The organism is Stappia sp. WLB 29, from assembly GCF_023507705.1.
In the GTDB taxonomy this organism is placed as follows: domain Bacteria; phylum Pseudomonadota; class Alphaproteobacteria; order Rhizobiales; family Stappiaceae; genus Stappia.
Map to the genome: position 1 here is coordinate 61,094 of NZ_JALBGD010000005.1, position 23,830 is coordinate 84,923.

Sequence of the window (23,830 nt, forward strand, 5' to 3'; positions counted from 1 at the left end):
CTCGTCTTGCTCAGTCTGGCGGGCCGGTACGGTTGATGCGGGCGGCCAGTTCCTCCTGGCTGCGGCGGTTCTCGCGATGGGCGATATAGATGCCGCTGCCGACGATCAGGGCAATGCCGATCCAGGTCGGTCCGTCGGGAAAATCGCCGAAGACCAGATAGCCGAACACGGTCGCACTGACGATCTCCAGGTAATTGAACGGCGCCAGGACGGAGGCGGGCGCGGCCGCAAAAGCCTGGACGATCAGCCCATGCGCGAAGAAGGACAGCGCGCCGACCAGGGCGAGCAGGCCCCAGCCGGGCAGGTCGGGCATCACCGCCTCGGCCGGCTCGTAGCCCGCGGTATTGGCGGCGACGAACAGGACGCCGAGCAGCATCACCCCGCCGAGCCCGGCGGTGAACTGGACGCAGAGCATGCCGCCCTCGCCGGACAGCTTGCGGGTGATCACGAGATACAGCGCAAAGAGCAGGGCGGCGCATAGCGGCAGCAGCGCAGTAAGACCGAAAGTCTCGAAGCCCGGACGGATGATGATCGCGGCTCCGGCAAGACCGACGAGCACGGCGATCCAGCGGCGCGGACCGACCTGTTCCTTCAGCACCAGCGCCGACAGGACGGTCAGGATCATCGGCTCGACGAAAAAGATCGCGATGGCGTCGGCCACGGGCATCGTCGCAACCGCGGTGAAGAAGCAGACCGTCGCACCGGAGAGGAAGAAACCGCGCAGCAGATGCGGCCATAGGCGCCGGGCCCGCAGCACCGAAAGGCCAGGGCCGATGGCGGCGGTCAGCAGCGCGAACACCATCTGGAAGGCGAAGCGGGCAAGCGCGATCTGCAGCGGCGGCTGGGTCTCCGTCAGATACTTGGCCGTGACGTCCATCATCGGCACCAGCAGCATGGCGACGCTCATCAGGGCGATGCCGCGCATGACCTCGGCGGCCGGCACGCTGCCTGCGCTGTCGCTCATCTGGGCGGGCCGTTCACGGCCAAATCGATGGTGCCGAGCGGGACAAGGCTGGCCAGCACGGCCCGTGCCTCGGCGCTGTCCCGGTCCATCTGCGCGATCAGCGCCTCGATGCTGTCGAAGCGCTCCTCCGCGCGCAGCCGCGCGGCAAGCATCACCTGGAGCCTATGCCCATAAAGATCGCCGGAAAAGTCGAAGAGGAAGACTTCCAGCAGCGGCGCGCCATTGTCGAAGGTCGGCCGGCGGCCGAAGCTGGCGACGCCGTCGATCCACTCGCCGCTATTGGCGCGCGCGCGCACTGCATAGATGCCGTGGGCCAGTTCGGTCTCGGCCGGCAGCGCCAGGTTGGCCGTCGGATACCCGAGATCGCGGCCGCGCTTCTCGCCGTGGCGCACTTCTGCCTCCACCGACCAGCGGTAGCCGAGCAAGGCGTTTGCCAGCACCACATCGCCGGCAGCAAGCGCTGCGCGCACGCGGCTGGAGGACACGGCCTCGCCCGCCTCGTCCGTCGCAGCCGTGACGATGGTGACGCCGAAGCCGTCGGAGCGGCCGGCAGCACGCAGGAAGTCCGGCGTGCCGCGCCGGCCCCGGCCGAAATGGAAGTCGTATCCGGTCACCGCGTGGCGGATATGCAGCTTATCCCTCAGGATCTCGTGGACGAAGGCTTCGGCCTCGAGCCCGGCAAAGGCGCGGGTGAAGGGCAGGCTGACCATGCCGTCGAGCCCGGTCGCCGCCATCACGCGTGCCTTCATCGGCTCCGGGGTCAGGCGGAAGACCGGCTTGTCCGGATTGAACACGGTGCGCGGATGCGGCTCGAAGGTCAGCGCGAAGGCCGGCACCGACTGGGCGCGGGCGATCTCCAGCGCCTCGCCCAGCACGGCCTGGTGACCGCGATGCACGCCGTCGAAATTGCCGATCGCCACGACGCCGTCGGCAAGGGCCGCCGGGAACTCCGCCAGATCGCTGACGAGGGGAAAGGCAGTGGAGACGAGATCGGTCATCGGCGTCGAGGGCTTGCCGGACACGCTGGATGGCGCGCGGTCTGAGGCTGAATGGGCGCACCGCCTGCATGCGGCACGAAACTGCCGGCGGACCCTGCCCATTCGCCCGAAAAAGGTCAAGCGCTGCGAGCGCTCCGCCAGGTCTCGGCGTGTTGGTCGGCGTGTCGGCTCAGCCGCGCGGGTCGCCGGCCTCCTGCTCGGTGCGGCTTGGCACCTTGACCACGGCCTCGCCCTCCAGGACGACCGTGTCGCCGACGGTGCAGCGGCAGTCGAGCCGGGCCCGGTTGCCCTTCTCCATCAGTTCGCTGACGGTGACCGTTACCGTCACCTCGTCGCCGATTCGCACCGGAGCGCGGAAATTCAGCGTCTGCGAGAGGTAGATCGCCCCAGGTCCGGGCAGCCGTGTCCCCAGCACTGCCGAGATCAGGCTGGCGGTGTACAGCCCATGGGCGATACGCGTGCGGAATGGCGTGCGCGCGGCGAAGTGCTCCGACAGGTGGATCGGATTGCGGTCGCCGGAAACCTCCGCGAAGCCAATGACATCGGAAGAGCTTACAGTTTTCGTCAGGGTTTCGCTGAGCCCTGGTGCGAGATCTTCGTAATAGAGCGTCTGCAACGCCAGCATCGGTCTCCTCCGTCCTTGCTCCTTCGGCAGGAGGAGACGCTAGACCCTCGCGGTGGGCGCGGCAATTAAGCTTTCGTGTCAGATGTAGCAGGGCGCATTAACGGAGTTTTCAGGGGAGCCGGGTAGTGTGGCAAGGCGTGGGGAGGCGGGGACACGGCCAAGTGTCTTCCTCCTGGAGATTTGAAGAAGCATCAGACGCCCGCTCAAGCGGGTCGGGCAGATTGACAGTATGGAGTAGACAATGGCCCTGGATGTTCAGATGCCGGTCCTCGTGGTGGACGACTACAAGACCATGATCCGCATCATCCGCAACCTGCTCAAGCAGCTCGGCTTCGAAGACATCGACGATGCTGCCGACGGCACCGAAGCGCTGGAGAAGATGAAGCAGCGCCGGTACGGACTGGTGATCTCGGACTGGAACATGGAGCCGATGACCGGCTACGAGTTGCTGAAGCAGGTGCGTGCCGATGCCGGCCTCTGCAAGACGCCGTTCATCATGGTGACCGCCGAGTCCAAGACCGAAAACGTCATCGCCGCCAAGAAGGCCGGCGTGAACAACTACATCGTCAAGCCGTTCAACGCGCAGACGCTGAAGGGCAAGATCGAGGCGGTTTTCTCCGACTGATCCGGATACTTCCGGCAAAACAGGGCTCTGCAGGGAGCTGGCGGCAGCGCCGCCGGAGAGCAGGAGAGCTGCGTCCGCGTTTCGGGCGTAGATGGATGATGCGCGGCCGCAGGAGGCCGCGCCAAAAGGAAAAGATCCTATGGGCGCTTTGGAAAAAAAGGATCTCGCGCAGCTCATCACATTCCTGGAGCAGAACAGGGACCGCCAGGGTGATGTGACGCTGAACGATGTGATCGACCTTGCCGAAGTCATGACCGGCTCGATGCGTGAGTTCCTTGGCGCCGTACAGCCGACGATCACCGCCGAACTGACGGCGATCGCCGACGAGATCGCGCGGCTGAAGGTCGAGATCGTCAACCTGCGCCCCAACGACATGAAGAACAACCAGATCCCGGAAGCGGGCCGGGAACTGGATGCCATCGTCGAGTCGACCGAGTCCGCCACCCACACGATCATGGAGGCGGCCGAGACCATCATGGCCGCCGGCGACCTGGACCACGACGCCTACCAGGCGTTGGTCAACGACAAGATGATCGAGATTTTCGAGGCCTGCGCCTTCCAGGACATCACCGGTCAGCGCATTTCCAAGGTGGTCAACACGCTGAACGCCATCGACAGCCGCGTGTCGGCCTTCGTCGAGCGGCTGCGCATCGCCGAGAGCGATGATGCGCCGCAGGAAGAGACCGACGAGGAGCGCCGTCGCCGCGACCTGATCCTGCACGGACCCCAGCATCCGGGCGAGGGGGTGTCGCAGGCCGATGTCGACAGCATGCTGTCGGACGCTCAGGACGAGATCGACCGACTGTTCGGCTAGGCCGGGCGGTCGAAAGACATATCAAGGGCAAAACGGGAGGGGAGCACCCGTTTCGCGCGTCCGCCAAGAGACGCGATCCTGCCTGGCCGGCGCCCCCGCGAGCGGCCGGAAAAAACTGAATGAAAGGCCGGATCATCCGATCCGGCCTTTTTTCATGCGCGGCTGCCAAAAAGCGTCGGAGAGACGGCTTCTGCCCGGGTCACTGCTGCGGCTGCAACTGTGCTTCGGTTTCCGCCGTCACGACCACCGCCGCCGGCGGGGTCGCGGCGGGGGGCGCAGGTACGGCCGGGTCGGCATTCATGTAGAAGCGCTGGCCGTTGATCTCGACGAACTGGTTGCCGCTCGCATCCGTCTGGATGATCGGCTGGGCCTGCGGCGAGGGCGCTGCCTGCCCGCCGGGTGCTGCTGCCGGCTCAGGCTGTTGCAGGAGAGCGGGCGCGGTCGAGGCCGGCATCGGTACCTTGCTGTTGTCGGCGTTCGAACCGGCCAGCGGCGGGAACCCGTCCGCCGGCTGGGCGCCGGCCCCGGAAACCGCGCCGTCGACCAGCGGGAAGGTTGCCGATCCGGCGGCGGCTGTCGCGGGCTGCTGTGCGGGTGCGGAGAAGCCGGCTTGCTGGCCCTGCTGCGGGAAGCCGCCCTGCGTAGGTGCCGGGAAAGCGGCCTGCTGCTGCCCACCTTGCGGGAATGGCTGGTGCATGGGCGGGAAACCTTGTTGCCCCTGATAACCGCCGACCGGCACGCCGTAGGTGGGTTGCTGCGGCTGCTGCTGGTAGGCCGGCATCGTGCCCGGCTGCATGTAGGGCGGCTGCTGGGCCGGGGCGGTGGCCATGCTGTTGCCGGGATTGACGCGCGCGAACAGCACGCTGGCCTGTTCGGGTGTCAGCTTGCCGTTCGGCACTGCGTTGATGGTCATCTGGAACTGGGTCACCGCCGAGCGGGTCTTGCGGCCCGGTGCGCCGTCCACCGGCCCGGCATCGAAGCCCAGCCTGTTGAGCGACGCCTGCACGTTCATCCAGTATTCGCGCTCGGCTGCGCTGCGCCGTGGGCGCTGCGGCGCGGCGCGGTAGACCCGGCGCTCGCGCGGACGGTTCATCTGGCTGCCGATGATGGCGCCGGCGGCAAAGCCGATGATGCCGGCGGCAACGCCTTCTCCGCCGGCATGGGCCGGCTCCGGGGTGGCGACAGGAATGAGGGCGAGGCTGGCCGCCGCCACGAGGAGACTAGTTTTTCTGAACATTGCTCTGCAGGGCTCCTTGCTTGAGATTGACGAGCCATTGGGCGGTCGACATGTCCTGCTCGGCTGCGAAAAGACTGATCATCCGGTCGAGTTCGGAACTGCTGAGAGCCATCGCTCCAATCATCGAAACACAGCTTTGCGGAAAGACTTCATAGTAGAACGTGCCGTAGCGGCGGCTGCTGGCCTTTTCGGTGCGGCCGATATTGGCACCGCGAAACTCCTGCACATTGCGCAGGAGGAAGGAGAAATGGTCGAAGGTCGGCGGCATCTGGCCCGCGACGAACATGATGTAGCGACACAGGAAATCCTGGTTGGCGCTGCGCTCGTGGCCATCCTGGCGCCGACTGGTCAGCGTCATGGAAAGCGCGTCGAGAAAGTTGAAGGGCTGACTGTCGAGCCGCGCCTCGGGGATCTTGTAGGCGTCGTCGAGATCGAGCTCGTAATAGGCCTGAAGCCTAGTGAAATGAGACAGCGGGAAGGTCTCGGAACCGAGCTGCAGCCCGTTCTGGGAGAACCAGTTGAGGTCCTCCATCGAATAGCGGCTGCCGAGATTGGCGATCAGGGCCAGCGCCGGAGAGGCGACCTCCTCGGGCCGTGCCGACAGGTCGAGGCCCCGCTGAATGTAGAAGGAGATCGCCTGCGGCGCCACGCCCTGCGCCAGCATTGTCGTCGCCAGCCCGCACCAGCGGTCGGTGATGCGTGTGTGGTAGTTCCAGCACCGTTCCCGCCCGTTCATGTCCACGGGCGCCAGCGCGGAGAGATAGTCGTGCAGACGCGCCACCTGCTCGACATTGGCGAAGCCGAGAGGACGCGTGTTCGAGGCGCGGGTGTTGTTCGCGAAGAGCGCCTTCAGGAACAGATCGCCCGTGTCTATTTCCGCTGCGGTGACCAGTCCGTTCTGCAGGAAGAACTGCGCGTTGGTCAGATCGTTGTTGACGACATAGGTCTGGAACGTCTGCAGCGGCGTCGTGCCGTCCTGCGCAGCGGCCGGGCCGGCAAGGCCGGCGACCGCGACGAGAGCCGCGCGGGTCGCCGCACGTCGCAGGAGCGGCAGCAGGTCTGCAAGAAATCGCATGAAGCCCCCCAGCCTCGCGTCTCGCCAAATCGGTGGAGAGCCGGTAAAAAACCTTCCCCTCCGTCAGCATATCCCGGTGGTTGCGGGATGCAAACAGAAGATGTGCCGGTAATGGCTGTTTTTCGCGATCTTTCGAGGGCGCGGCAGGGGGAGGGCTGCTACCAGCGCAGGTGCGGCACCGCCGCGCGGGCATCCAGTCCTTCTTCCGCCAGGCGGCGGCGGACCAGAGCCTCGTCGGGGGCTTCGACTGGGCCGAAGTCGGCGCCGTGGATGCCGCCGGTGATGAACAGAACGTCGATTTCGTTGGCGACCGCACCGCGAATGTCGGTCGGCAGTCCGTCGCCGATGGCGAGGATCTGTTCGCGAGCGACCTGTTCGCCGGCGATCTTCGCCACCCGCGCCACCGCTTCCTCGTAGATCGGTGCATGCGGCTTGCCGAGAATGGTCACGGCGCCGCCGATGTCCTCGTAAAGACGCGCGATGGCGCCGGCGCACCAGACCAGCCGGTTGCCGCGCTCCACCACGATGTCCGGATTGGCGCAGAGGAAGGGCAGGCCCCGTGCCGCCAGTCGCTCGAGCAGCGGGCGGTAGTCTTCCGGCATCTCGTTCTCGTCGTCGTGGAAGCCGGTGCAGACCACCTGTTCGGCCTCTTCCTCGCGGACGAGGCGAATGTCGAGGTCCTCGAACAGGGTGAGATCGCGCGCCGGGCCGATGTGGAAGACAGGCTGTTCGCGGGTTGCGGACAGAAGGCCGCGGGTCACGTCTCCCGAGGTCACCACGTCGTCGAAGACGTCGAGCGGTACGCCGAGCCCTTCGAGCTGCTTGAGCACGGAGCTCGTCGGACGCGGCGCATTGGTGATCAACACCGCGATCCCCCCGGCTTCGTGGCGGAACCGCGCCAGCGCCTCGCAGGCCTCGGGAAAGGCCGCGACACCGTTGTGCAACACGCCCCACACGTCGCATAGGACGGCACGGTAGGACGGCGCAAGGGCGGAAAGCCCGGAGACGAGAAGCGGTGCGGGCTGGGTCATCGGTATCTCTTTTCGGCAGGCGGAACGGACGCGGCGCGAGGCGATGTGCCGGCGGACCATAGGCGATCCCCGGCAAAAAGGACAAGACGCCAACACCGACGGGGCGGCCTTGCCGGAGAAGTTCGTCGTCGATTTTAAGGGAAAGACCGGTGCGCACAGGGCGCCCTTTTTCGTTTTGGGAGGAGCTGTACGCGTGGCTGGCCCCGCGGCGCCAAACGGGCGATGCTGGCGCCGGGCGAGGGGACGATTCGCAAAGGTGAAGGTCCGGGAATGACGATCCGGCAGTTGAGCGACCACGCGATCAACCAGATCGCGGCAGGCGAGGTGATCGAGCGGCCGGCCAGCGTGGTCAAGGAGCTGGTCGAGAACGCGCTTGATGCAGGGGCGGCGCGCATCGGTGTGTCGACGGCGGCCGGCGGCAAGACCTTGATCCGCGTCGACGACGACGGCTGCGGCATCCCCGGCGAGCAGCTGGCGCTGGCGGTCGAGCGCCATTGCACGTCCAAGCTCTCCGAGGACGATCTGTTCGACATCCGCAGCCTCGGCTTTCGCGGCGAGGCGCTGCCCTCCATCGGCGCGATCGCCCGTCTTGCCATGACCTCGCGCCATGCATCCGAGACCCACGCCTGGACCATCCGGGTCGAGGGCGGGCGCAAGGACGGGCCGGCCCCGGCCAGCCATGCGGGCGGGACCCAGGTGGAGGTGCGCGATCTCTTCTTCGCAACGCCCGCCCGTCTCAAGTTCCTGAAGTCCGACCGGGCGGAAGGGGCCGCGGTCACCGATGTGGTCCGCCGCCTGGCGCTGGCCAACCCGGCGGTGCGCTTCGAGCTGTCCGGCAGCGACCGCCAGACCACCACCTATGCAGCGGCGAGCGGCGAGCGGGCGCTGGAGGCGCGCATCGCGCAGGTCATGGGCACCGATTTCGTCGACAACGCCCGGCCGGTGGATGCGGTGCGCGAGGGCGTGCGGCTGCACGGGCTTGCCGGCCTGCCGACCTTCCACAAGGCCAACTCGCTCTCGCAGTTCTTCTTCGTCAATGGCCGCCCGGTGCGCGACAAGCTGCTGATGTCGGCACTGCGCGGCGCCTATGCCGACGTGCTGGCCCGCGACCGGCATCCGGTCTCGGTGCTGTTCATCGAACTTGACCCGCGACAGGTCGACGTCAACGTCCATCCCGCCAAGGCGGATGTGCGCTTTCGCGACGCGCAGCTGGTGCGCGGGCTGATCGTCGGCGCCTTGCGCCAGGTCTTTGCCGAGGCCGGCCACCTTGCCTCCTCGCATACGGCAAGGGCAGCGATGGCGTCCTTCTCCACCGGCTATGCGGCCGGCCCGTCCGCCGGCCTGCGTCCCGCTACAAGCGGCCACTACGGCTACCAGCGCTCCGCCACCTCGCCCGCCCCGGCCTCGTCCGACTGGCGCGCCTCGCCCTTCCGTCCGCTGGACGCTGCCGAGGCGCACGCGCAAGCAGCCCCCGCGAGCGGGTTCGGCGAGGCGGCGCAGGCGGGCTTCGAGACGCTGGACATGCCGTCCGCCGACGCGCGGGCCCATGCCCAGGCGAGCGAAGCGACGGAGGAGCGCCAGTCCCGACCGCTCGGCGCGGCGCGGGCGCAGGTCCACGCCACCTACATCATCTCCCAGACCGAGGACGGTCTCGTCATCGTCGACCAGCACGCCGCGCATGAGCGGCTGGTCTACGAGCGGCTGAAGGCCGAGCTTGCCGTGCGCGGCGTCGCCCGGCAGGGCCTCCTGATTCCCGAGATCGTGGAATTGCCGCAGGAGGATGTGGCACGGCTTGCGGAGCGGGCCGAGGAGCTGGAGACCGTCGGTCTGGTGCTGGAGCCGTTCGGACCCGGCGCGATTGCGGTGCGCGAGACGCCGGCCATGCTCGGCCAGATCGACATTCGCGGCCTCGTCACGGATCTTGCCGACGATCTCGCCGAATGGGACAGCTCCACCCGGCTGCGCGAGCGGCTCGACCATGTCGCCGCGACCATGGCCTGCCACGGGTCGGTGCGCGCCGGACGCCGCCTGCGGCCGGAGGAAATGGACGCCCTGCTGCGCGAGATGGAGGCAACGCCCAATTCCGGCCAGTGCAACCACGGTCGCCCGACCTGGATCTCGCTGAAGCTCTCCGACATCGAACGCCTGTTCGGCCGCAAGTAGCCGAGCGGGCGGGCCGCACCCGTCGCGCCCCCCCGTCGCGCGCCCTCCGTCACGAGCATGTCATGCCTTGCGTGTCATCTGGCGGCCGGTGGGAGTGCGCATGCCGCGCCCCGTCTCGTTCCGGAGCCGATGGCGCATGAAACTGTTCGTCTGGGCGGCGGCCGTGGTGATGATCCTGCTCGGTCTTGCGACCGTTTGGACGCCGCTTCCCACGGGCGTGCCGCTCATCGCCGGCGGGCTGATCCTGATTCTCGGCAGCAGCCGCCAGGCGACGCGCTGGCTGCGCGCGCGCCGTCGTCGCCTGTTGCGGCTCGACGAAGCTTTCATCTGGCTCGAGGAAAAGGCCCCGAAGGGCCTGACGGCGGCGCTGAGGCGGACCCGCCCGCGCCGCAAGGCGCCGTCGCCTCCAGCGCCGACACCAACGCCCTAGGGGGCTAGGAGCGGCGGTAGATGACGAACTGGCTGTCGCCGACGGTGCGCCGGTCCAGCTCTTCCAGCCCGTCCACCGGCGCGATCTCGGTCTTGGCGTTCTCTTCCAGCACCACCAGCGCGCCCGGTGCCAGCCAGCCGCCGGCAAGGCAGGCGGTGAGCGCCTGCTCGCCCAAGCCCTTGCGATAAGGTGGGTCGGCGAAGACGAGGTCGAAGGGCGCGATGGTGCCGACCGGTCCGATCCGCGTTGCGTCGCGGCGGAAGATCTTGGTCGCCCCGGTCAGGCCGAGCGCCTCGACATTGGAGCGGATCGCCGCGCGCGCAGCACTTGCCTCCTCGACGAACAGACAGTGGCGCGCGCCGCGGCTCAGCGCCTCCAGCCCCAGCGCGCCGCTGCCGGCGAACAGGTCGAGGACGCGCGTATCCTGCAGCACGTCGCCATGGCCGTGGGCCAGCACGTTGAACAGGGTCTCGCGCAGCCGGTCGCTGGTCGGGCGCGTCGCGTCACCGCTCGGCGCCTCGATGGGAGAACCCCGGAAGCGTCCGGCGACGATCCTCACGGACGCTTGCCCCCACCGGGACCCTTACCGCCGGGACCCCTGCCGCCGGGGCCTTTGCCCGCCGGACGGCCGCCGGCTGGGCGACCTCCGCCGGGACGCCCGCCACCGGGACGTCCACCTGCAGGACGGCCGCCTTCAGGACGGTCTCCACGCGGCCGGTCCCCGCCCGGCTTGCCGCCGAACGGCCTGTCGCCCCTCGGGCGATCCTCACGGGGACGGTCGCTCCGCGGCCTGTCGCCGAACGGCCGATCTCCGCGGGGCCTGTCTTCACGAGGTCTGTCGTCGCGCGGCCGATCCTCGCGCGGACCGGAACGGCGCGGGCGGTCGTCGCCCGAGCGCGCCGCGAAGGGCTTGCGCTCGGCCCTGTCGCCGAACGGCTTGCCACCACCCGGTTTACCGCCAAAGGACTTGCCTCCGCCCGGCTTGCCGCGACCGGCACCGCGCGGCGCGTCCTCGGACGGCGGGGCGGTGTCGACCACCAGCGAGCCGTCCTCGTCCCAGATCCGTCGGCGTGCGCCGGCCGACTGGCCGTCGCCCTTGGGCGCGCGCGGCATCGTGTCCGGGGTAAAGCGGAAGCGCGAACGCGGCGAGACATAGCGGGACGGTTCCGGCTCGTTGCGCGAGGGGCGCGCGGCCCGGCTCTCTTCCTTGCGGCGGGTGCGGGACGGCTTCTCGCGCGCCTCGCGGCCCTCGCGGGCGCTGAGGTAGCGGTCCTCGGTCCGTGCGGCTCCGGGCTTGCCAGCGGCAGGCTTGCCGCGCTGCGGGGCGGCGCCGGGAGCGGGCTTGCGAGCCGGCTTGGCCTCCTCGCCGTCAGCCTCGCCGCCCGGTGTCAGGAGCGGAGCTTCGAAATCGGCATTGGCCTCGGCTGCCAGCCGGTCGCCGAGCTGGTCGCGCAGCACCCGGCCGCGGATCTCGCGCACCTCGCCCTCGTCGAGCTCGGCCAGCTGGAACGGGCCGAAGGAGATGCGGATCAGCCGGTTCACGGCAAGGCCGAGATGCTCCAGAACCTTCTTGATCTCGCGGTTCTTGCCCTCGCGCAGCGCAATCGTCATCCAGACGTTGTCGCCCTGCTCCTTGTCGATCTGCGCCTCGATGCCACCGTAAAGCACGCCGTCGACCTCGATGCCGTCGGCCAGCTTGTCGAGCCTGTCCTGCGTGATCTCGCCATAGGCGCGTACGCGGTAGCGGCGCAGCCAGCCGGTCGCCGGCAGCTCCAGCACCCGCGACAGGCCGCCGTCATTGGTCAGCAGCAGCAGGCCCTCGGTGTTGATGTCGAGGCGCCCGACGGTCAAGACGCGCGGCAGGGTCTTGGGCAGCCGCTCGAACACGGTCGGCCGGCCTTCCGGGTCGGAGTTGGTCGTCACCAGGCCGCGCGGCTTGTGGTAGAGCCACAGGCGGGTGCGCTCGCGCTCCGGCAGCGGCTCGCCGTCCACGGTGATGCGGTCGGCGTCCGTCACGGTGACGGCGGGCGAGGTCAGGACGGTGCCGTTGACCGCGACGCGGCCTGCGACCACCCAGCTCTCCGCCGTGCGGCGCGAGCACAGGCCGGCGCGTGCGATCACCTTGGCGACGCGCTCGGCATCCTCGGTGCGCGCGGCGAGCGGAGCCGCACCCGGAGGCAACGTCTTGTCGCGCTTCGGGGCGCCCTTGCGCTCGCCGAAGCTCTTCTTGCCCGCAAAGCCCTTCTTGTCGCCGAAGCTCTTCTTCTCGCCGAAGCGCTTGCCGCCTGCATCCGGACCGCCGCGCCGTTCGCCGAACTTGCGCTCCGCGTCCCGTTCGCCGCCCCGATCTGCGCCCTTGTCGCCGAACTTGCGCTCGCCGGCGACCTTCGGGCCGAAGCTCTTGCGCGGTGCGCGCGCCTCTCCGTCGGCGGAGCGATGCGGGCCGTCATTGCCGCGTGTTGCGCGGGGCTTGCCGTTGCCGGGGCGTCCGCTGCCGGATTTCCCCGGCGCGGAGGCGCGGCGCGGAGGCCGCGAGGATCGATTGTCTTCGGTCATGGTGCCGCGTCATACCAGAGCGGCAGGGCTGCGGGAAGCGCGCTTTTTCACCGCCTCGCCATGCGTTTTCCGCAAGGGGTCGATCCTGCCCCGACTTGGCGATTCCAAACGGCTCTTCCTGGCTGTAGGGTCGCGGCCATGACAGGGAACGAAAGGTCCGCCGGAAGCACCGGCGGCTTCATGGATCTGGCGCTGGGCGAGGCGCGGGCGGCGGCGGCGCGCGGCGAGGTGCCGGTCGGCGCCGTCCTGGTGCGCGGCGGCGAGGTCCTGGCCGCCGACGGCAACCGCACGCTGGAGCTGAGTGACCCCACCGCCCATGCCGAAATCCTGGTGATGCGGCGCGCCGCCGCCGCTCTCGGCAGCCAGCGGCTGCCCGACTGCGATCTCTACGTGACACTGGAGCCCTGCCCGATGTGCGCGGCGGCGATCTCCTTCGCCCGCATCCGCCGGCTCTATTTCGGGGCCTCCGACCCCAAGGGCGGTGCGGTCGAAAACGGCGTGCGCTTTTATTCGCAGGCGACCTGCCATCACGCGCCGGAGGTCTATTCGGGCCTTGCGGAGCGCGATGCGGCGGAGCTTTTGCGCGGCTTCTTCAAGGCGCGGCGAGACTGAAGGAGATCGGCGAGCGGCAGGCACGAGGGGCCGCGTCGCCGGACAGCGTCACCGGACACGGAGGGAGAGGGACATGATTGCAGTGATCTTCGAGGTCTGGCCGAAAGAGGGGCACACGGGCGCCTATCTCGACATCGCGGCGGGGCTGAAGCCGCTGCTCGCCGAGCAGGACGGCTTCATCTCGGTCGAGCGCTTCGAGAGCCTGACCGAGCCCGGCAAGCTGCTCTCCCTCTCCTTCTGGCGCGACGAGGAGGCGCTGTCGAAGTGGCGGCACGAGGCGCGCCACCGCATGGCCCAGGCGGCCGGGCGCGGCACCCATTTCGCCAATTATCGCCTGCGGGTCGCCGCCGTCATCCGTGATTACGGCATGAGCGAGCGCGACGAGGCGCCGGAAGACAGCATCGCCCTGCACGGATAGGACGGCGGTGCCTCAGCGCTCCGGCAATACCAGCACCGTTTGCTCGGCCGGCAGCGTCGTGCGGCTGGCCACATAGAGCGGGCTTTCCGACATCTCCACCCCGAACCCCTCGCTCGCCATGCGCGCGACGAAGCTCTCGCGCGAGCCGTAGGTATAGGCGTGCATCGGAATGACGATGCGCGGCGACACGGCGCGGATCACCTCCACCAGGCTGTCGAGCCGCAGCGTCGAGGCATTGTCGACCGGCGCGAAGACGATGTCGATCGTGCCGAGCCGGGCGAGGTCCTCGGGTGTCAGCCGGTGGTGCAGGTGGCCGAGATGGGCGATGCACAGGTCCGCCACCTCGAAGACGAAGATCGAGTTGCCGAGCGGGCGGGTCTCGCCGTCCCAGCCGCGGATGTTGGTCTGCAGGTTGCGGATGCGCACGTCCTCGACGGTGAGGTCGTGGTCCATCGGTCCGCCGTTCGGGTTCCAGCCGAGCAGCACATGCTCGATCCCGGCATCCGGGTTGAGGGTGAAATGGGTGGAATGGGCGCCGTTCATGGTGACGACGCGCGGCAGCCGGGCGGGCCGGTGCACGTTGTTGTAGTCGGTGGCGATGCGCACGCCCTTCGGCGTCTCGATCTCGAAGGTGGCGTGGCCGATATAGGTGATGCCGACCTGGTCCATCGCCAGTGCCGCTTGCCGCACCAGCGGAGGAGGTGCCTGTATCCATCCATCGGCGAGCAACTGGCAAGAGGCCACTGCCGGTCCTCCGGCAAGCCCCAGAAACCCGAGGACCCCGGCGGTCCGGACAAGGGAGGCAAGCGTCTTCTCCCTCCATGAGCGTACGAGCAGGTCGAGGGCGGAGAACGACGTCAGGTCCATGGCGGGGCTCCGTGCTTGCGTGCCGCAAGGTTAGGATAGCGCCGCGCCGCTGGGCTTCAAGGCGGTGGCGCGGGGGGCTCAGGCGATCTGACGGCCGGTCTCGTAGGCCTCGATGGCCGCTGCCACCCGCTGCTTGACCATCTCGCGCATCGGCTCGGCCGCCTCCAGGATGTTGGCGGTCTTCATGAAATCGAGAACCCGGAAACCCGAGATGTCCGGCTTCACCAGCACGTCCGGCTGTCGGTTCTTCAGCTTTTCCAGAACGATGGACTGCATCAGGATCTGTGTTGCGCCGAACACCGCATCGCCCGCGCCCGGCAGGCTGCGTCCCTTGCGCGGTATCGGCGAGCCGACCACGTCGCTGGCAACGACGATGTCGATATCGGGCGGCAGGGCGTCGAAGGGCAACGGATTGACCAGGCCTCCGTCGACCATGATCCGGCCGCCCACAGTTACCGGCTTGAACAGAGCGGGAATGGCTATCGAGGCGGCGACCGCATGGTGCAGCGAGCCCCGCTCGAGCCGCACCTCCCGGCACTGGTAGAAGTCGGTGGCGATCAGCGTCAGCGGCGTTTCCAGATCGTCGAAGGTGGCCGGGATGTGCTGGCCGACGAACTGCTCCAGAACCTTGAGCGCGTCGAACTGCATGATTCCCGGACTGCCGAACAGGTCGCCGAGCTTGCGCGGCCGCAGCTTCCACAGCCGCGCCAGCACCGAGTTGCGGTCGGAGAAGGTCGCCTGCGAGATCTCGCGCAGGGCCTTGCCGTCGAGACCGGCGGCGTGGGCCGCGCCGAAAATCGCGCCGATGGACGTGCCGGCGATGGCCGTCGGCCGCACGCCGAGGTCATCGAAGGCCTCGATCACCGGCACATGGGCGATGCCGCGGGCTCCGCCGCCGCCAAGGGCCAATCCGATCCGCGCGGTTGTCATCGCCTCTCCTGCCGGCGGAGCCGGTCGTCAGGTGTCTCGTTCCGTCGTTTCGCGCGCCTCGGGAAGCACGGCATCACCGAGGGCGAAGCGGCCGGGTTCCAGCACTTCGGCATAATAGCCGCCATGCCCGCGCATGGCATTGTAACCGCCCGGGCCCAATATGGTTTCCATGCGGCTGCACGGCGCGCAGGGGCCGGAAATGCGCACCAGCGCCGACCCGAGACGCAAGGGTTGATGACGAACGGCGGCGAGATTGAGGCCATGCACCACCACGTTGCGGCGCAGCTGGGCCGGATCGATCCCGGGCAGCCCGGCCAGCGCGGCAATCACCGCCAGATGTTCTCCCTGCAGCAGCGTGACGGCGCGCTTGCCGCCGCTGACGTAGTGGTCGCCCACGAGGCCCGCCTCTCTCGCCTCGGCGCTGTCCGCCTGAACCACCGGCTGCAGTCGCGCCGGGCGCAGGCCGATCCAGCCTATGCGACCGGGACGCGCATGACGGGCCATGAGCGCCTTGAGATCGACGGCCATCGTGCGGCCTCCTGTTCGCGGCGGGGCAATTCAATTAGGATTTTCCGGCGGATTCGGACAGAGGGATCCGCCGTGTCCCATCCAATCCTCTGCCAGTTGGCATATCAAGAGACATCATGGCAACCGACGCCGCGCCTCCCTTCTTCTTCGAAGCGCTCACGGTGCTGGCCGCCACGGTCGCATCTGTGCCGATCGCCAGGAAGCTCGGTCTGGGCTCTGTGGTCGGCTATCTCGCCGCAGGTCTCGTCATCGGCCCGTACGGATTCGACTTCATTCGCTCGGCGGTGGAGATCCGCAGCGTCGCCGAACTCGGCGTGGTGCTGCTGCTCTTCGTCATCGGTCTGGAACTGGAGCCGGCGCGGCTTTGGCGGATGAAGGGCGACATCTTCGGCCTCGGCACCTCGCAGGTGCTGCTCTGCGGCGTGGCGCTCGTCGCCGCGGCGCTGCTCGGCGGGCTTTCGCTGGAGGTGGCGCTGATCGCCGGCTTCGGCCTTGCCCTGTCCTCCACCGCCTTCGCGCTGCAGATCCTGCAGGAACGCGGCCAGCTTACCACCTCCTACGGACAGCGCGCCTTCGGCATCCTGCTTCTGCAGGACATGGCGATCGTCCCGCTGCTTGCCATGATCCCTGTCCTGTCGCCCCGTGGCGAGGAGGTGCGCGGCGCGGACATCGCCATCGAACTCGGCATCACGGTCGCGGCCGTCGCCGGCGTGGTCCTCGTCGGGCGTTACCTGCTCACCCCGCTGTTCACGCTGCTGGCGCGCGCCCGGGCGCGCGAGGTGATGCTGGCCGCTGCGCTGCTGGTCGCGCTGGGCAGCGGCGGCATCATGCACGCGGTCGGCCTGTCGATGGCGCTCGGAGCCTTCCTTGCCGGCGTGATGCTCTCGGAATCCAGCTTCCGCCACACGTTGGAGGCCGATATCGAGCCGTTCCGCTCGTTGCTGATGGGCCTGTTCTTCATCTCCGTCGGCATGTCGCTGGATCTGCCGATCGTCTTTGCGCAGTGGTGGCTGGTGCTTGCCGGCGTTGCCGCCACCATGGTGCTGAAGGGCGTGCTGATCTGGGGCCTGTCGCGGCTGTTCGGCTCGTCCAACTCGGATGCGCTGAGGATCGCGGCAACGCTGCCGCAGGGCGGCGAGTTCGCATTCGTGCTGTTCACCGCCGCGGCGGTTGCCGGCATTTTCGGCCGCGACATGCTGACACTGCTGATCGCCGTCGTCGTCGTGTCCATGCTGCTGACGCCGGTTGCCTGCCTTGCCCACGACATGTTGGCCCGCAAGCTGCAGCGGCGCGGCGTCGTGACCGACATCATCGAGACCTTCGAGGAGGCCATGCCGACCGTGCTCGTGGTCGGATTCGGCCGTTTCGGCATGATGGTCTCGCAGATGCTGACGTCGGAGGGCGTCGAGGTGATCGCGCTCGACAACCGTCCCGAGCGCGTCGCCTATGCGCGCAAGCTCGGCTACCGGGTCTATGTCGGCGATGCGACCCGGCCCGACGTGCTGGAAGCGGCCGGCGCGGGCCGGGCGGTTCTGGTGGCCCTGTGCATCGAGAACGACAAGGTGATGGGCCAGGCCATCGATCTCATCCGGGCGCATTTCCCGCAGGCCAAGCTGTTCTGCCGCGCCACCGATCGGGTCCACGCGCTGGAGCTGACCCGGCTCGGCGTCGACTATCACATCCGCGAGACCTTCGAATCGAGCGTCCATTTCGGCCGGGCCGCGCTTGCCCAGCTCGGCATTCCCTCCGACCGGATCGCCGAGATCGAGGAGGACGTGCGCCTGCGCGACCGCGAGCGGATGGAGCTGCAGATGCAGGGCGGGCCGATGGCCGGCGCCGACACGCTGCACCGGGTGACGCCGCGCCGGGGTGGCGATGCCGGGCAGGCACCGTCGGAGACGCCCCCGGAGGAGCAAAGGTGAGGCGGGGCCCCGCGGGCCGCGGCGGTGCGACGGGGGGTGGTCAAGGGACGAAGGGGCCTGTATTCAGGATGCAAAGGCGGCCGCGAGAGGCTGCGAAAGGCACCAGACGCATGAACCGATACGAGAACCCGCGCGTGCCGGGCGAGGCGCGCATCCGCTACCTGGACGCGGACTTCCAGATTCTGTCGCCGGGCACCTTCGTGCGCTGCGCCGTCACCGGCCAATCGATCCCGCTCGACGAGCTGAAATACTGGAGCGTGTCGCGCCAGGAGGCCTATGTGGACGCGCAGGCCGCCCTTGCCCGCTATCAGGAGTGCGGCGAGACGCCCTGAGACAGACGCGCGCCGAGGAAGGCGGCAAGGCCCTGCGGGTCGTCCGGCCGCATCTCGACGCCCAGCACCTTCGCTTGCCGCGCCAGCCGGGCAAGCGCGTTGTCGCCTCTATCGTTGCCGAGCCGCACACGGTCCTTCGCGGTGGTGACGAGCACAAGGTCTTCCTGCGCTGCACGGTCCAGAAGTTCCTGTGCTTCGCGCTCCGTAAAGGCGCGGTGATCGCCGAAGAAGCGCGTTTGCACCACCTCGGCCCCGGCGGCGCGCAGGCTCTGCGCGAACCGCTCAGGCCGGCCGATCCCGGCAAAGGCCAGGACCCGTATCCCCGTCAGCCAGTGCGCCTCGCGTGCATCCAGACTTGCGCGAAAAATCGGCAGGCCGCGCGCCCGTGCTGCCGCCTCGACCGGGCTTGCCGCCGTGCCGTCGCCGATCGTCACCAGCGCATCGATATGGGCAAGCTGCCGCTCGACCGGCGCGCGCAAGGGCCCGGCCGGCAGGCAGAAGCCGTTGCCTATGCCGGATGCGGCATCGACCAGCGCCAGCGACACGGTCTTGGCCAGTGCCGGGTTCTGCAATCCGTCGTCCATCAGGATCACGCTGCCGAGCCGCTCGGCCAGCCTTGCACCTGCCGCCCGGTCGGCCGCGATCACCACCGGGCCGTCGGCAGCGAGCAGCAGGGGCTCGTCGCCTGCCTCGACAGGGCCGTGCCTTGCGGGGTCGAGCAGCACCGGCGGTCCGCCGGACAACCTGCCGCCATAGCCGCGGGTGAGGAAGACGGGCTTCTCTCCTCGCGCGCGCAGCCCCTCGGCCAGCGCCAGCGCGAACGGTGTCTTGCCGGTGCCCCCGACCGTGAAATTGCCGACGCAGATCACCGGCACGGCAGCCGTGTAGGCGGGCTTGCGGGCCATGCGGCTTGCGGTGATCGCCCCGTAGAGCCAGCCGATCGGGGCAAGTGCGAAGGCGGCCGGGCCGGGCGGCCGCCACCAGAAGGACGGGGCGGACAGAGCGCCGCTCACTGGCCTGCGTCCCTTGCGAGCGGCAGCAGAGGCGCAAGCGCGGCAAGGCTGGCGTCCAGCGCGCCGCTGCCGGCCCTGGCGACATCGGCCGCGATGGCCGCTTGCCGGGCCGCCAGCGTCCGGTCGACCAGCAGCTTGCGCACCGCCGCGGCCAGTTCGCCCGTGTCTTGCACGATCTCGGCGCCCTTGGCGTCGAACAGCGGCGTGTAGATGTCGAGCAGGTTGAACACATGCGGGCCGGTGACGATGGCGGTGCCGAGGCGGGCGGCCTCCAGCGGGTTCTGCCCGCCTTCCGGCACCAGCGACTTGCCGATGAAGGCGACCGGCGCGATGCGATAGTAGAGCCCCATCTCGCCGATCGTGTCGCCGAGATAGATGTCGCAGTCCGGAGCCGGCAGAAGGCCTTCAGAGCGCCTGGCGAGCCGAAGGCCGCGCGCCGCAAGGCTGACGGCAATGGCGCCGCCCCGTTCGGGGTGCCGCGGCACGATGACGGTGAGCAGGTCCGGCAACTCGCCGCGCAGCGCCTCGTGCACCTCGGCGACCATCGCCTCTTCGCCCTCATGCGTGCTGGCGGCCAGCCACACAGGACGGGCGCCGAGCACCTTTTGGATCGCATCCAGCGCCGCCGGGTCGGCGGTGAGCTCGCCGCCGTCGAATTTCAGGTTGCCGCAGACCTCGACCCAAGGCGCACCGAGAGCGCCGAGCCGTTCCGCGTCCTCCGCCGTCTGGGCAAGGCACAGCGAAATGCGCGAGAAGATCGCATGGGCGAAGGGCCGTATCCGTCGCCAGCCCTTGGCCGAGCGCGGCGACATGGTGGCGCTGGCGATGGCAAGAGGAATGCCGCGCCGGGCCAGCGTCGAGATGGTCGTCGGCCAGATCTCGGATTCTGCCGTGATGGCAAGGTCCGGTCGCCAGTGGTCGAGAAACCGGCCGATGCCCGGGGGCGCATCATAAGGCACGAACTGGTGGATGACGCCTGGATCCGCCTCGGCGGCGGCGATGCGTGCCGAGGTCACCGTGCCGGTGGTCAGCAGCACGCCGAGCCTGCGCTCCCGCAGGGCCCGAACCAGCGGACGCGAGGCGTTCATCTCGCCGACGCTGGCCGCATGCAGCCAGACCAGCGGGCCGTCCGGGCGCGGACGCGAGGCGCGTCCGAAGCGCTCGCCGCGCCGTGCCTCGTCCTCCTTGCCGCGCCGCGCCCTGCGGGCGAAGAGCAGCGGCAGCAGCGGCGCGATGGCGCGGCCGAAGCCGCGATAGAGGCGCAGGAGGGTTTCCCCGGCCAGGCGCGACAGCACCCCGGCGCGGGCGGGACCGGCCGGCGGAGGCGTCGTCGTCGGGCCGGGCGCGGTCATCCGGACTTGGCCAGAGCGTAGGCGCGTGCGGTGGTCTCGTTCATCGAGGCCTCCACCGCCTGGCGCGCCTCTTCCAGCGCGGCGTCGTCCGCGTCCGCTGCGACATGGATCGCTTCGCCGGATGCGACCACCATGCGGCCGAAAGGCAGGTTGATGGTCGCCCGGTCCCAGGTCGACAGGTCGATGTGCCGGCTGGTCGCCACCGCCATCGGCACGATCGGCCGGCCGGAATGGCGGGCGAGCTGGACGATGCCGAGCCCGGCGACGCGCGAGACTTTCGGCACGTCCGCCGTCATCGCCACGCTGGCGCCCTCCTTCAGGCAGCGCATCGCCTCGATGAAACCGCGCAGGCCCCCGCGCTTGTTCACCTGGTGCGCGTGATGGGCGCCGGAGGCACGGATCAGGCCGAGGCCGAGCTTGCTGGCGGCGATGGCGTTGATCTCGCCGTCGGCCGAGCGCGAGATCATCACCCTGACGTCGTAGCTCGGCGGCCGGGCGAAGGGCATGACGAAATGCTGCCCGTGCCACATGGCGACGATGGCCGGAAGATGCACCTCGAGGCGCTCGTAGAGGTCGGGCGGGTCGAGACGGAACGAACTGGTCTTGCGCACACCGAGCAGGTAGCCGGCCAGCGCATTGCCGACCAGCTTCTGCAGGACCGGGCTGCGGCCTGCGCGCTTCAGCATGATCCGTCCGGCAGCATGGCCGGGATCCGGGAAAGACGGCGTGCCAAGGGTTACCTGCCCTCGGTCTCGGGGTCGAGCAGCCGGTGCATGTGAACGATGAAGTAGCGCATGTGGGCGTTGTCGACCGACTGCTGCGCCTTCTGCTTCCACACCGCGTAGGCGCTGGCGTAGTTGGGGTAGATGCCGACGATGTCGAGACCCTCGAGATCGCGAAAGGTCAGGCCGTCGACATGCTCGAGCTCGCCGCCGAAGACGAGGTGGAGCAGTTGCTTGCCGGGTTCGGTGGTGGTCATGAACGTCACTCCGCAAACGGGGTTCGCAAGGGTCGGGCCGGAGCGTCCGGCCGGTATCACGGGTTCGTCAAGAGCTGCGCGAGGATCGGCCGCAGGGGTGCGGCAAGGGCTGGCGGGCCGGCGACCAGTGCCGGATGCCGCACGCTCGCCCGGTTGTAGGCAAGCGCCCGCCCGTCGAGATCCTCGAGCCGGCCGCCCGCTTCCTGCACCAAAAGGTCGGCCGCCGCAAGGTCCCAGTCGCAGGCATTTTCCCGCACCACGGCGGCATCGATCCGCCCTTCCGCGACCAGTGCCAGCCGCAGGGCGAGCGAGGGCACGTAGCCGGCATGGGAAATGCCGGTGCGCATCATCGGCCCCTGGCCGGTGATCGACTTGGGACCGGCGACGCTGGCGCCCGACAGCACCGGTTGGCCGGAAACGGCGACTTCCCGCCCGTTCAGCGTCGCCCCCTGGCCGAGTGTCGCGGTGTAGAGGTCGTTGCCGACCGGCCGGAACAGCGCAGCCGCGACCGGCCTCCCGTTCTCGACGACCGCGATCGCCACGGTCCACTCGCCGGAGCCGGCGAGAAAGCCGCGTGTCCCGTCGATCGGATCGACCACGAAGCTGCGCCGAGCGGCCAGCCGCGAGCTGTCGTCGGCGGTTTCCTCCGACAGCCAGCCGTAGTCGGGGCGCGCGGCCTGCAGCGCCTCGGCCAGATGCCGGTCGACGGCAAGATCCGCCTCCGAAACAGGCGAGTCGTTGTCCTTGGTCCAGCGGCGCGGGTCCTTGCGAAAATAGGACAGGGCGATCTCGCCGCCCGCGCGTGCGGCCCGGGCGATCAGCTCCATGTCCTCGCGATTGGCGCGCGTGTCACTCGCCGGCAATGGTGAGGCCCTTCAGCAGCAGGCTCGGCACCTGGTAGGCGGAGCGCGTGTCGAGGTCGCTGCCCGCTTCCAGCGAGGCGAACATCGGGATCAGGTTGCCGGCGATGGTGATCTCGGAAACCGGATAGGCGATGGCGCCGTCCTCGACCCAAAAGCCGGAGGCTCCGCGCGAGTAATCCCCGGTGACGCCGTTGACGCCGTGGCCGATGAGGTCGGTAACCAGCAGGCCGGTGCCGATCCCGGCCAGCATCTCCTCTTGGGAGCGCGTGCCGGGCGACAGGGTGAGGTTGGTGGTCGACGGGCTGGTGCCCGCGCCCCCGCGCGATGCCCGCCCGTTGGGGGTAAGGCCCAGTTCGCGCGCCGCCGGCGTATCGAGCAGCCAGGTTTTCAGGACGCCGTCCTCCACCAGCACCAGCGGGGCGACGGGGCGGCCTTCGCCGTCGAACGGGCGGCTGGCCGGGCCGCGCGGCCGGGTCGGGTCGTCGGTGATGGCAATCCCCGCGGCGAAGATCCGCTCGCCCATCCGCTCTTTCAGGAAGCTGGTGCCCCGGGCGATGGCCGCGCCATTGATGGCGCCGGCGAAATGCCCGAGCAGCGAGCGAGCCGCGCGCGGCTCGTAGACGATGTCGGCGGTGCGGGTGGAGAGCTTGCGCGGGTTGAGCCGGGCGACGGCCCGCTCGCCGGCGCGGCGGCCGATCTCACGCGGGTCGGCAAGGTCGGCGAGAAAGCCGCGGCTGTCGAAATCGTAGTCTCGTTCCATCGCCGTGCCTTCGCCGGCGACAGCCGTCGCCGAGACGCCATGGCGCGAGACGAGATATCCCCCGCAAAAGCCCTCGCTGGTCGCCAGCACCATGCCGGCGAGACGGAACGAGGCGCTGGCGCCGCCCGAGCGGCTGACGCCCTTCACGGCAAGGGCCGCGGCCTCCGCCTCGCGGGCGCGCTCGGCAAGCGCTTCGGCGTCCACTTGCACGTCGTCGAGCAGTTCGAGATCGGGAAACTCGCTGGCGAGCTCTGCGGCCGGCACGAGGCCCGCGAACGGGTCTTCCGGGGCGACGCGAGCCATGGCGACGGCGCGCTCGGCAAGGGTCGCGCCCTCGCGGAAGTCGTTGGAGGAAACGCTGGCGACCCGGTGGCCGCAGAACACGCGCAAGGTGACGTCGTCGGCCTCGGAGCGCTCGCTTTCCTCGAGCTTGCCCTCGCGCATCTCGACGCCGAGCGAGACGCCGGTGGCGGCCACCACGTCGGCCGCGTCGGCGCCTGCCTTGAGGGCGGCAGCGACGAGCGCGCGGGCCTCGTCCATCAGCCGTGTCTGGTCAATCGGGTGCTGCATCGCGTGATCCTTGCGGGGCGGGAGGCGGTCCGCTGGGCGGTCGGTGGCGACCGTAGTGCCGGGGCCGCGCTTCGGCAAGCCGGTCGCGGAAGCGGTTCAGGTTTTGTTTGCCCTGTTCGGTGACCAATCCCTAACCCTGGTTGCAACGGAAAATCGTTAACCGTGC

The 23,830-nt window shown here is 69.1% G+C and carries 25 protein-coding genes; 8 read left to right on the top strand and 17 right to left on the bottom strand.

Features of this window, described 5'->3' with window-relative positions:
- Nucleotides 1-10: 10 nt before the first annotated feature.
- The 3 genes from MNI96_RS11365 to MNI96_RS11375 all read right to left on the bottom strand — a co-directional run bounded on the left by MNI96_RS11365 (nucleotide 11) and on the right by MNI96_RS11375 (nucleotide 2,587).
- Nucleotides 11-964: a DMT family transporter gene (locus tag MNI96_RS11365; protein WP_249693165.1), complete on the bottom strand. Its 954-nt coding sequence runs from the start codon at nucleotides 962-964 to the stop codon at nucleotides 11-13.
- The gene (locus MNI96_RS11370) at nucleotides 961-1,962 is read right to left on the bottom strand and encodes a bifunctional riboflavin kinase/FAD synthetase (RefSeq protein ID WP_249693670.1); all 1,002 of its coding nucleotides are present in this window, start codon (nucleotides 1,960-1,962) and stop codon (nucleotides 961-963) included. Before MNI96_RS11370 ends, MNI96_RS11365 begins: the two co-directional genes overlap by 4 nt.
- A 169-nt stretch (nucleotides 1,963-2,131) precedes the next feature.
- The gene (locus tag MNI96_RS11375; RefSeq protein WP_249693167.1) at nucleotides 2,132-2,587 is read right to left on the bottom strand and encodes a MaoC family dehydratase; all 456 of its coding nucleotides are present in this window, start codon (nucleotides 2,585-2,587) and stop codon (nucleotides 2,132-2,134) included.
- Nucleotides 2,588-2,828: 241 nt separating this feature from the next.
- Between MNI96_RS11375 and MNI96_RS11380 the strand changes: the two genes are divergently transcribed.
- Together MNI96_RS11380 and MNI96_RS11385 are read left to right on the top strand one after the other, a co-directional pair.
- On the top strand, nucleotides 2,829-3,212 hold the full coding sequence (locus MNI96_RS11380; protein WP_067220588.1) for a response regulator: 384 nt from the start codon (nucleotides 2,829-2,831) through the stop codon (nucleotides 3,210-3,212).
- A 139-nt stretch (nucleotides 3,213-3,351) separates the two neighbouring features.
- A complete protein-coding gene (locus MNI96_RS11385; protein WP_249693169.1) occupies nucleotides 3,352-4,026 on the top strand; it encodes a protein phosphatase CheZ in 675 nt (224 codons plus the stop codon).
- Nucleotides 4,027-4,225: 199 nt separating this feature from the next.
- Here the strand turns inward: MNI96_RS11385 and MNI96_RS11390 are convergent, their stop codons facing one another.
- The 3 genes from MNI96_RS11390 to MNI96_RS11400 form a co-directional block, all read right to left on the bottom strand.
- The gene (locus tag MNI96_RS11390; protein WP_249693171.1) at nucleotides 4,226-5,263 is read right to left on the bottom strand and encodes a peptidoglycan-binding domain-containing protein; all 1,038 of its coding nucleotides are present in this window, start codon (nucleotides 5,261-5,263) and stop codon (nucleotides 4,226-4,228) included.
- Nucleotides 5,247-6,338 (bottom strand): hypothetical protein, encoded by a 1,092-nt coding sequence (locus MNI96_RS11395; RefSeq protein ID WP_249693173.1) that lies wholly within the window; start codon nucleotides 6,336-6,338, stop codon nucleotides 5,247-5,249. The genes MNI96_RS11390 and MNI96_RS11395 overlap by 17 nt, the downstream gene beginning before the upstream one ends.
- A gap of 158 nt (nucleotides 6,339-6,496) precedes the next feature.
- Nucleotides 6,497-7,369, bottom strand: coding sequence for a TIGR01459 family HAD-type hydrolase (locus tag MNI96_RS11400; protein ID WP_249693175.1), 873 nt, complete (start codon nucleotides 7,367-7,369; stop codon nucleotides 6,497-6,499).
- Between the two features lie 270 nt (nucleotides 7,370-7,639).
- Here MNI96_RS11400 and mutL point away from each other — a divergent pair, with 270 nt between their 5' ends.
- The gene (mutL, locus tag MNI96_RS11405) at nucleotides 7,640-9,532 is read left to right on the top strand and encodes a DNA mismatch repair endonuclease MutL (RefSeq protein ID WP_249693177.1); all 1,893 of its coding nucleotides are present in this window, start codon (nucleotides 7,640-7,642) and stop codon (nucleotides 9,530-9,532) included.
- A 136-nt stretch (nucleotides 9,533-9,668) separates the two neighbouring features.
- On the top strand, nucleotides 9,669-9,962 hold the full coding sequence (locus MNI96_RS11410; RefSeq protein WP_067220602.1) for a hypothetical protein: 294 nt from the start codon (nucleotides 9,669-9,671) through the stop codon (nucleotides 9,960-9,962).
- Between the two features lie 4 nt (nucleotides 9,963-9,966).
- Here the strand turns inward: MNI96_RS11410 and rsmD are convergent, their stop codons facing one another.
- The gene (rsmD, locus tag MNI96_RS11415) at nucleotides 9,967-10,521 is read right to left on the bottom strand and encodes a 16S rRNA (guanine(966)-N(2))-methyltransferase RsmD (protein WP_249693179.1); all 555 of its coding nucleotides are present in this window, start codon (nucleotides 10,519-10,521) and stop codon (nucleotides 9,967-9,969) included.
- Nucleotides 10,518-12,518, bottom strand: a complete 2,001-nt coding sequence (locus MNI96_RS11420) for a pseudouridine synthase (RefSeq protein ID WP_249693181.1) — start codon at nucleotides 12,516-12,518, stop codon at nucleotides 10,518-10,520. The genes rsmD and MNI96_RS11420 overlap by 4 nt, the downstream gene beginning before the upstream one ends.
- 138 nt (nucleotides 12,519-12,656) lie before the next feature.
- Between MNI96_RS11420 and MNI96_RS11425 the strand changes: the two genes are divergently transcribed.
- Nucleotides 12,657-13,130, top strand: coding sequence for a nucleoside deaminase (locus MNI96_RS11425; protein WP_249693183.1), 474 nt, complete (start codon nucleotides 12,657-12,659; stop codon nucleotides 13,128-13,130).
- A 73-nt stretch (nucleotides 13,131-13,203) separates the two neighbouring features.
- Complete coding sequence (locus MNI96_RS11430) at nucleotides 13,204-13,548, top strand: antibiotic biosynthesis monooxygenase family protein (RefSeq protein WP_249693185.1); 345 nt, start codon at nucleotides 13,204-13,206, stop codon at nucleotides 13,546-13,548.
- Between the two features lie 12 nt (nucleotides 13,549-13,560).
- On the opposite strand, the gene MNI96_RS11435 is transcribed toward MNI96_RS11430, so the two are convergent.
- From MNI96_RS11435 to MNI96_RS11445, 3 genes are all read right to left on the bottom strand, one after another.
- Nucleotides 13,561-14,415, bottom strand: a complete 855-nt coding sequence (locus MNI96_RS11435) for an MBL fold metallo-hydrolase (protein WP_249693187.1) — start codon at nucleotides 14,413-14,415, stop codon at nucleotides 13,561-13,563.
- 78 nt (nucleotides 14,416-14,493) lie between these two features.
- Nucleotides 14,494-15,345, bottom strand: coding sequence for a patatin-like phospholipase family protein (locus tag MNI96_RS11440; protein WP_249693189.1), 852 nt, complete (start codon nucleotides 15,343-15,345; stop codon nucleotides 14,494-14,496).
- 27 nt (nucleotides 15,346-15,372) lie between these two features.
- On the bottom strand, nucleotides 15,373-15,873 hold the full coding sequence (locus MNI96_RS11445; protein ID WP_249693192.1) for an MOSC domain-containing protein: 501 nt from the start codon (nucleotides 15,871-15,873) through the stop codon (nucleotides 15,373-15,375).
- A 116-nt stretch (nucleotides 15,874-15,989) separates the two neighbouring features.
- On the opposite strand from MNI96_RS11445, the gene MNI96_RS11450 reads away from it, so the two are divergent.
- Entirely contained in the window at nucleotides 15,990-17,795 is a 1,806-nt protein-coding gene (locus MNI96_RS11450; RefSeq protein WP_249693193.1) for a monovalent cation:proton antiporter-2 (CPA2) family protein, read from the top strand.
- Nucleotides 17,796-17,905: 110 nt separating this feature from the next.
- Nucleotides 17,906-18,127 carry a DUF2093 domain-containing protein gene (locus MNI96_RS11455; RefSeq protein WP_120268655.1) on the top strand — a complete coding sequence of 74 codons (222 nt, stop codon included), beginning with the start codon at nucleotides 17,906-17,908 and terminating at the stop codon, nucleotides 18,125-18,127.
- Here the strand turns inward: MNI96_RS11455 and lpxK are convergent.
- From lpxK to MNI96_RS11485, 6 genes are read right to left on the bottom strand one after another with little or no spacing between them, the layout of a single operon-like run.
- Nucleotides 18,103-19,128 carry a tetraacyldisaccharide 4'-kinase gene (lpxK, locus tag MNI96_RS11460; protein ID WP_283776462.1) on the bottom strand — a complete coding sequence of 342 codons (1,026 nt, stop codon included), beginning with the start codon at nucleotides 19,126-19,128 and terminating at the stop codon, nucleotides 18,103-18,105. The two genes, MNI96_RS11455 and lpxK, sit on opposite strands and share 25 nt — an antisense overlap.
- A gap of 8 nt (nucleotides 19,129-19,136) precedes the next feature.
- On the bottom strand, nucleotides 19,137-20,492 hold the full coding sequence (locus MNI96_RS11465) for a 3-deoxy-D-manno-octulosonic acid transferase (RefSeq protein WP_249693201.1): 1,356 nt from the start codon (nucleotides 20,490-20,492) through the stop codon (nucleotides 19,137-19,139).
- Entirely contained in the window at nucleotides 20,489-21,178 is a 690-nt protein-coding gene (locus tag MNI96_RS11470; protein WP_249693203.1) for a lysophospholipid acyltransferase family protein, read from the bottom strand. Before MNI96_RS11470 ends, MNI96_RS11465 begins: the two co-directional genes overlap by 4 nt.
- Before the next feature lie 50 nt (nucleotides 21,179-21,228).
- Nucleotides 21,229-21,471, bottom strand: a complete 243-nt coding sequence (locus MNI96_RS11475; protein WP_249693206.1) for a DUF4170 domain-containing protein — start codon at nucleotides 21,469-21,471, stop codon at nucleotides 21,229-21,231.
- A 56-nt stretch (nucleotides 21,472-21,527) separates the two neighbouring features.
- Nucleotides 21,528-22,334: a 3'(2'),5'-bisphosphate nucleotidase CysQ gene (locus MNI96_RS11480; protein WP_249693208.1), complete on the bottom strand. Its 807-nt coding sequence runs from the start codon at nucleotides 22,332-22,334 to the stop codon at nucleotides 21,528-21,530.
- Nucleotides 22,321-23,664 carry a TldD/PmbA family protein gene (locus MNI96_RS11485; RefSeq protein ID WP_249693211.1) on the bottom strand — a complete coding sequence of 448 codons (1,344 nt, stop codon included), beginning with the start codon at nucleotides 23,662-23,664 and terminating at the stop codon, nucleotides 22,321-22,323. Before MNI96_RS11485 ends, MNI96_RS11480 begins: the two co-directional genes overlap by 14 nt.
- Nucleotides 23,665-23,830: the final 166 nt, after the last annotated feature.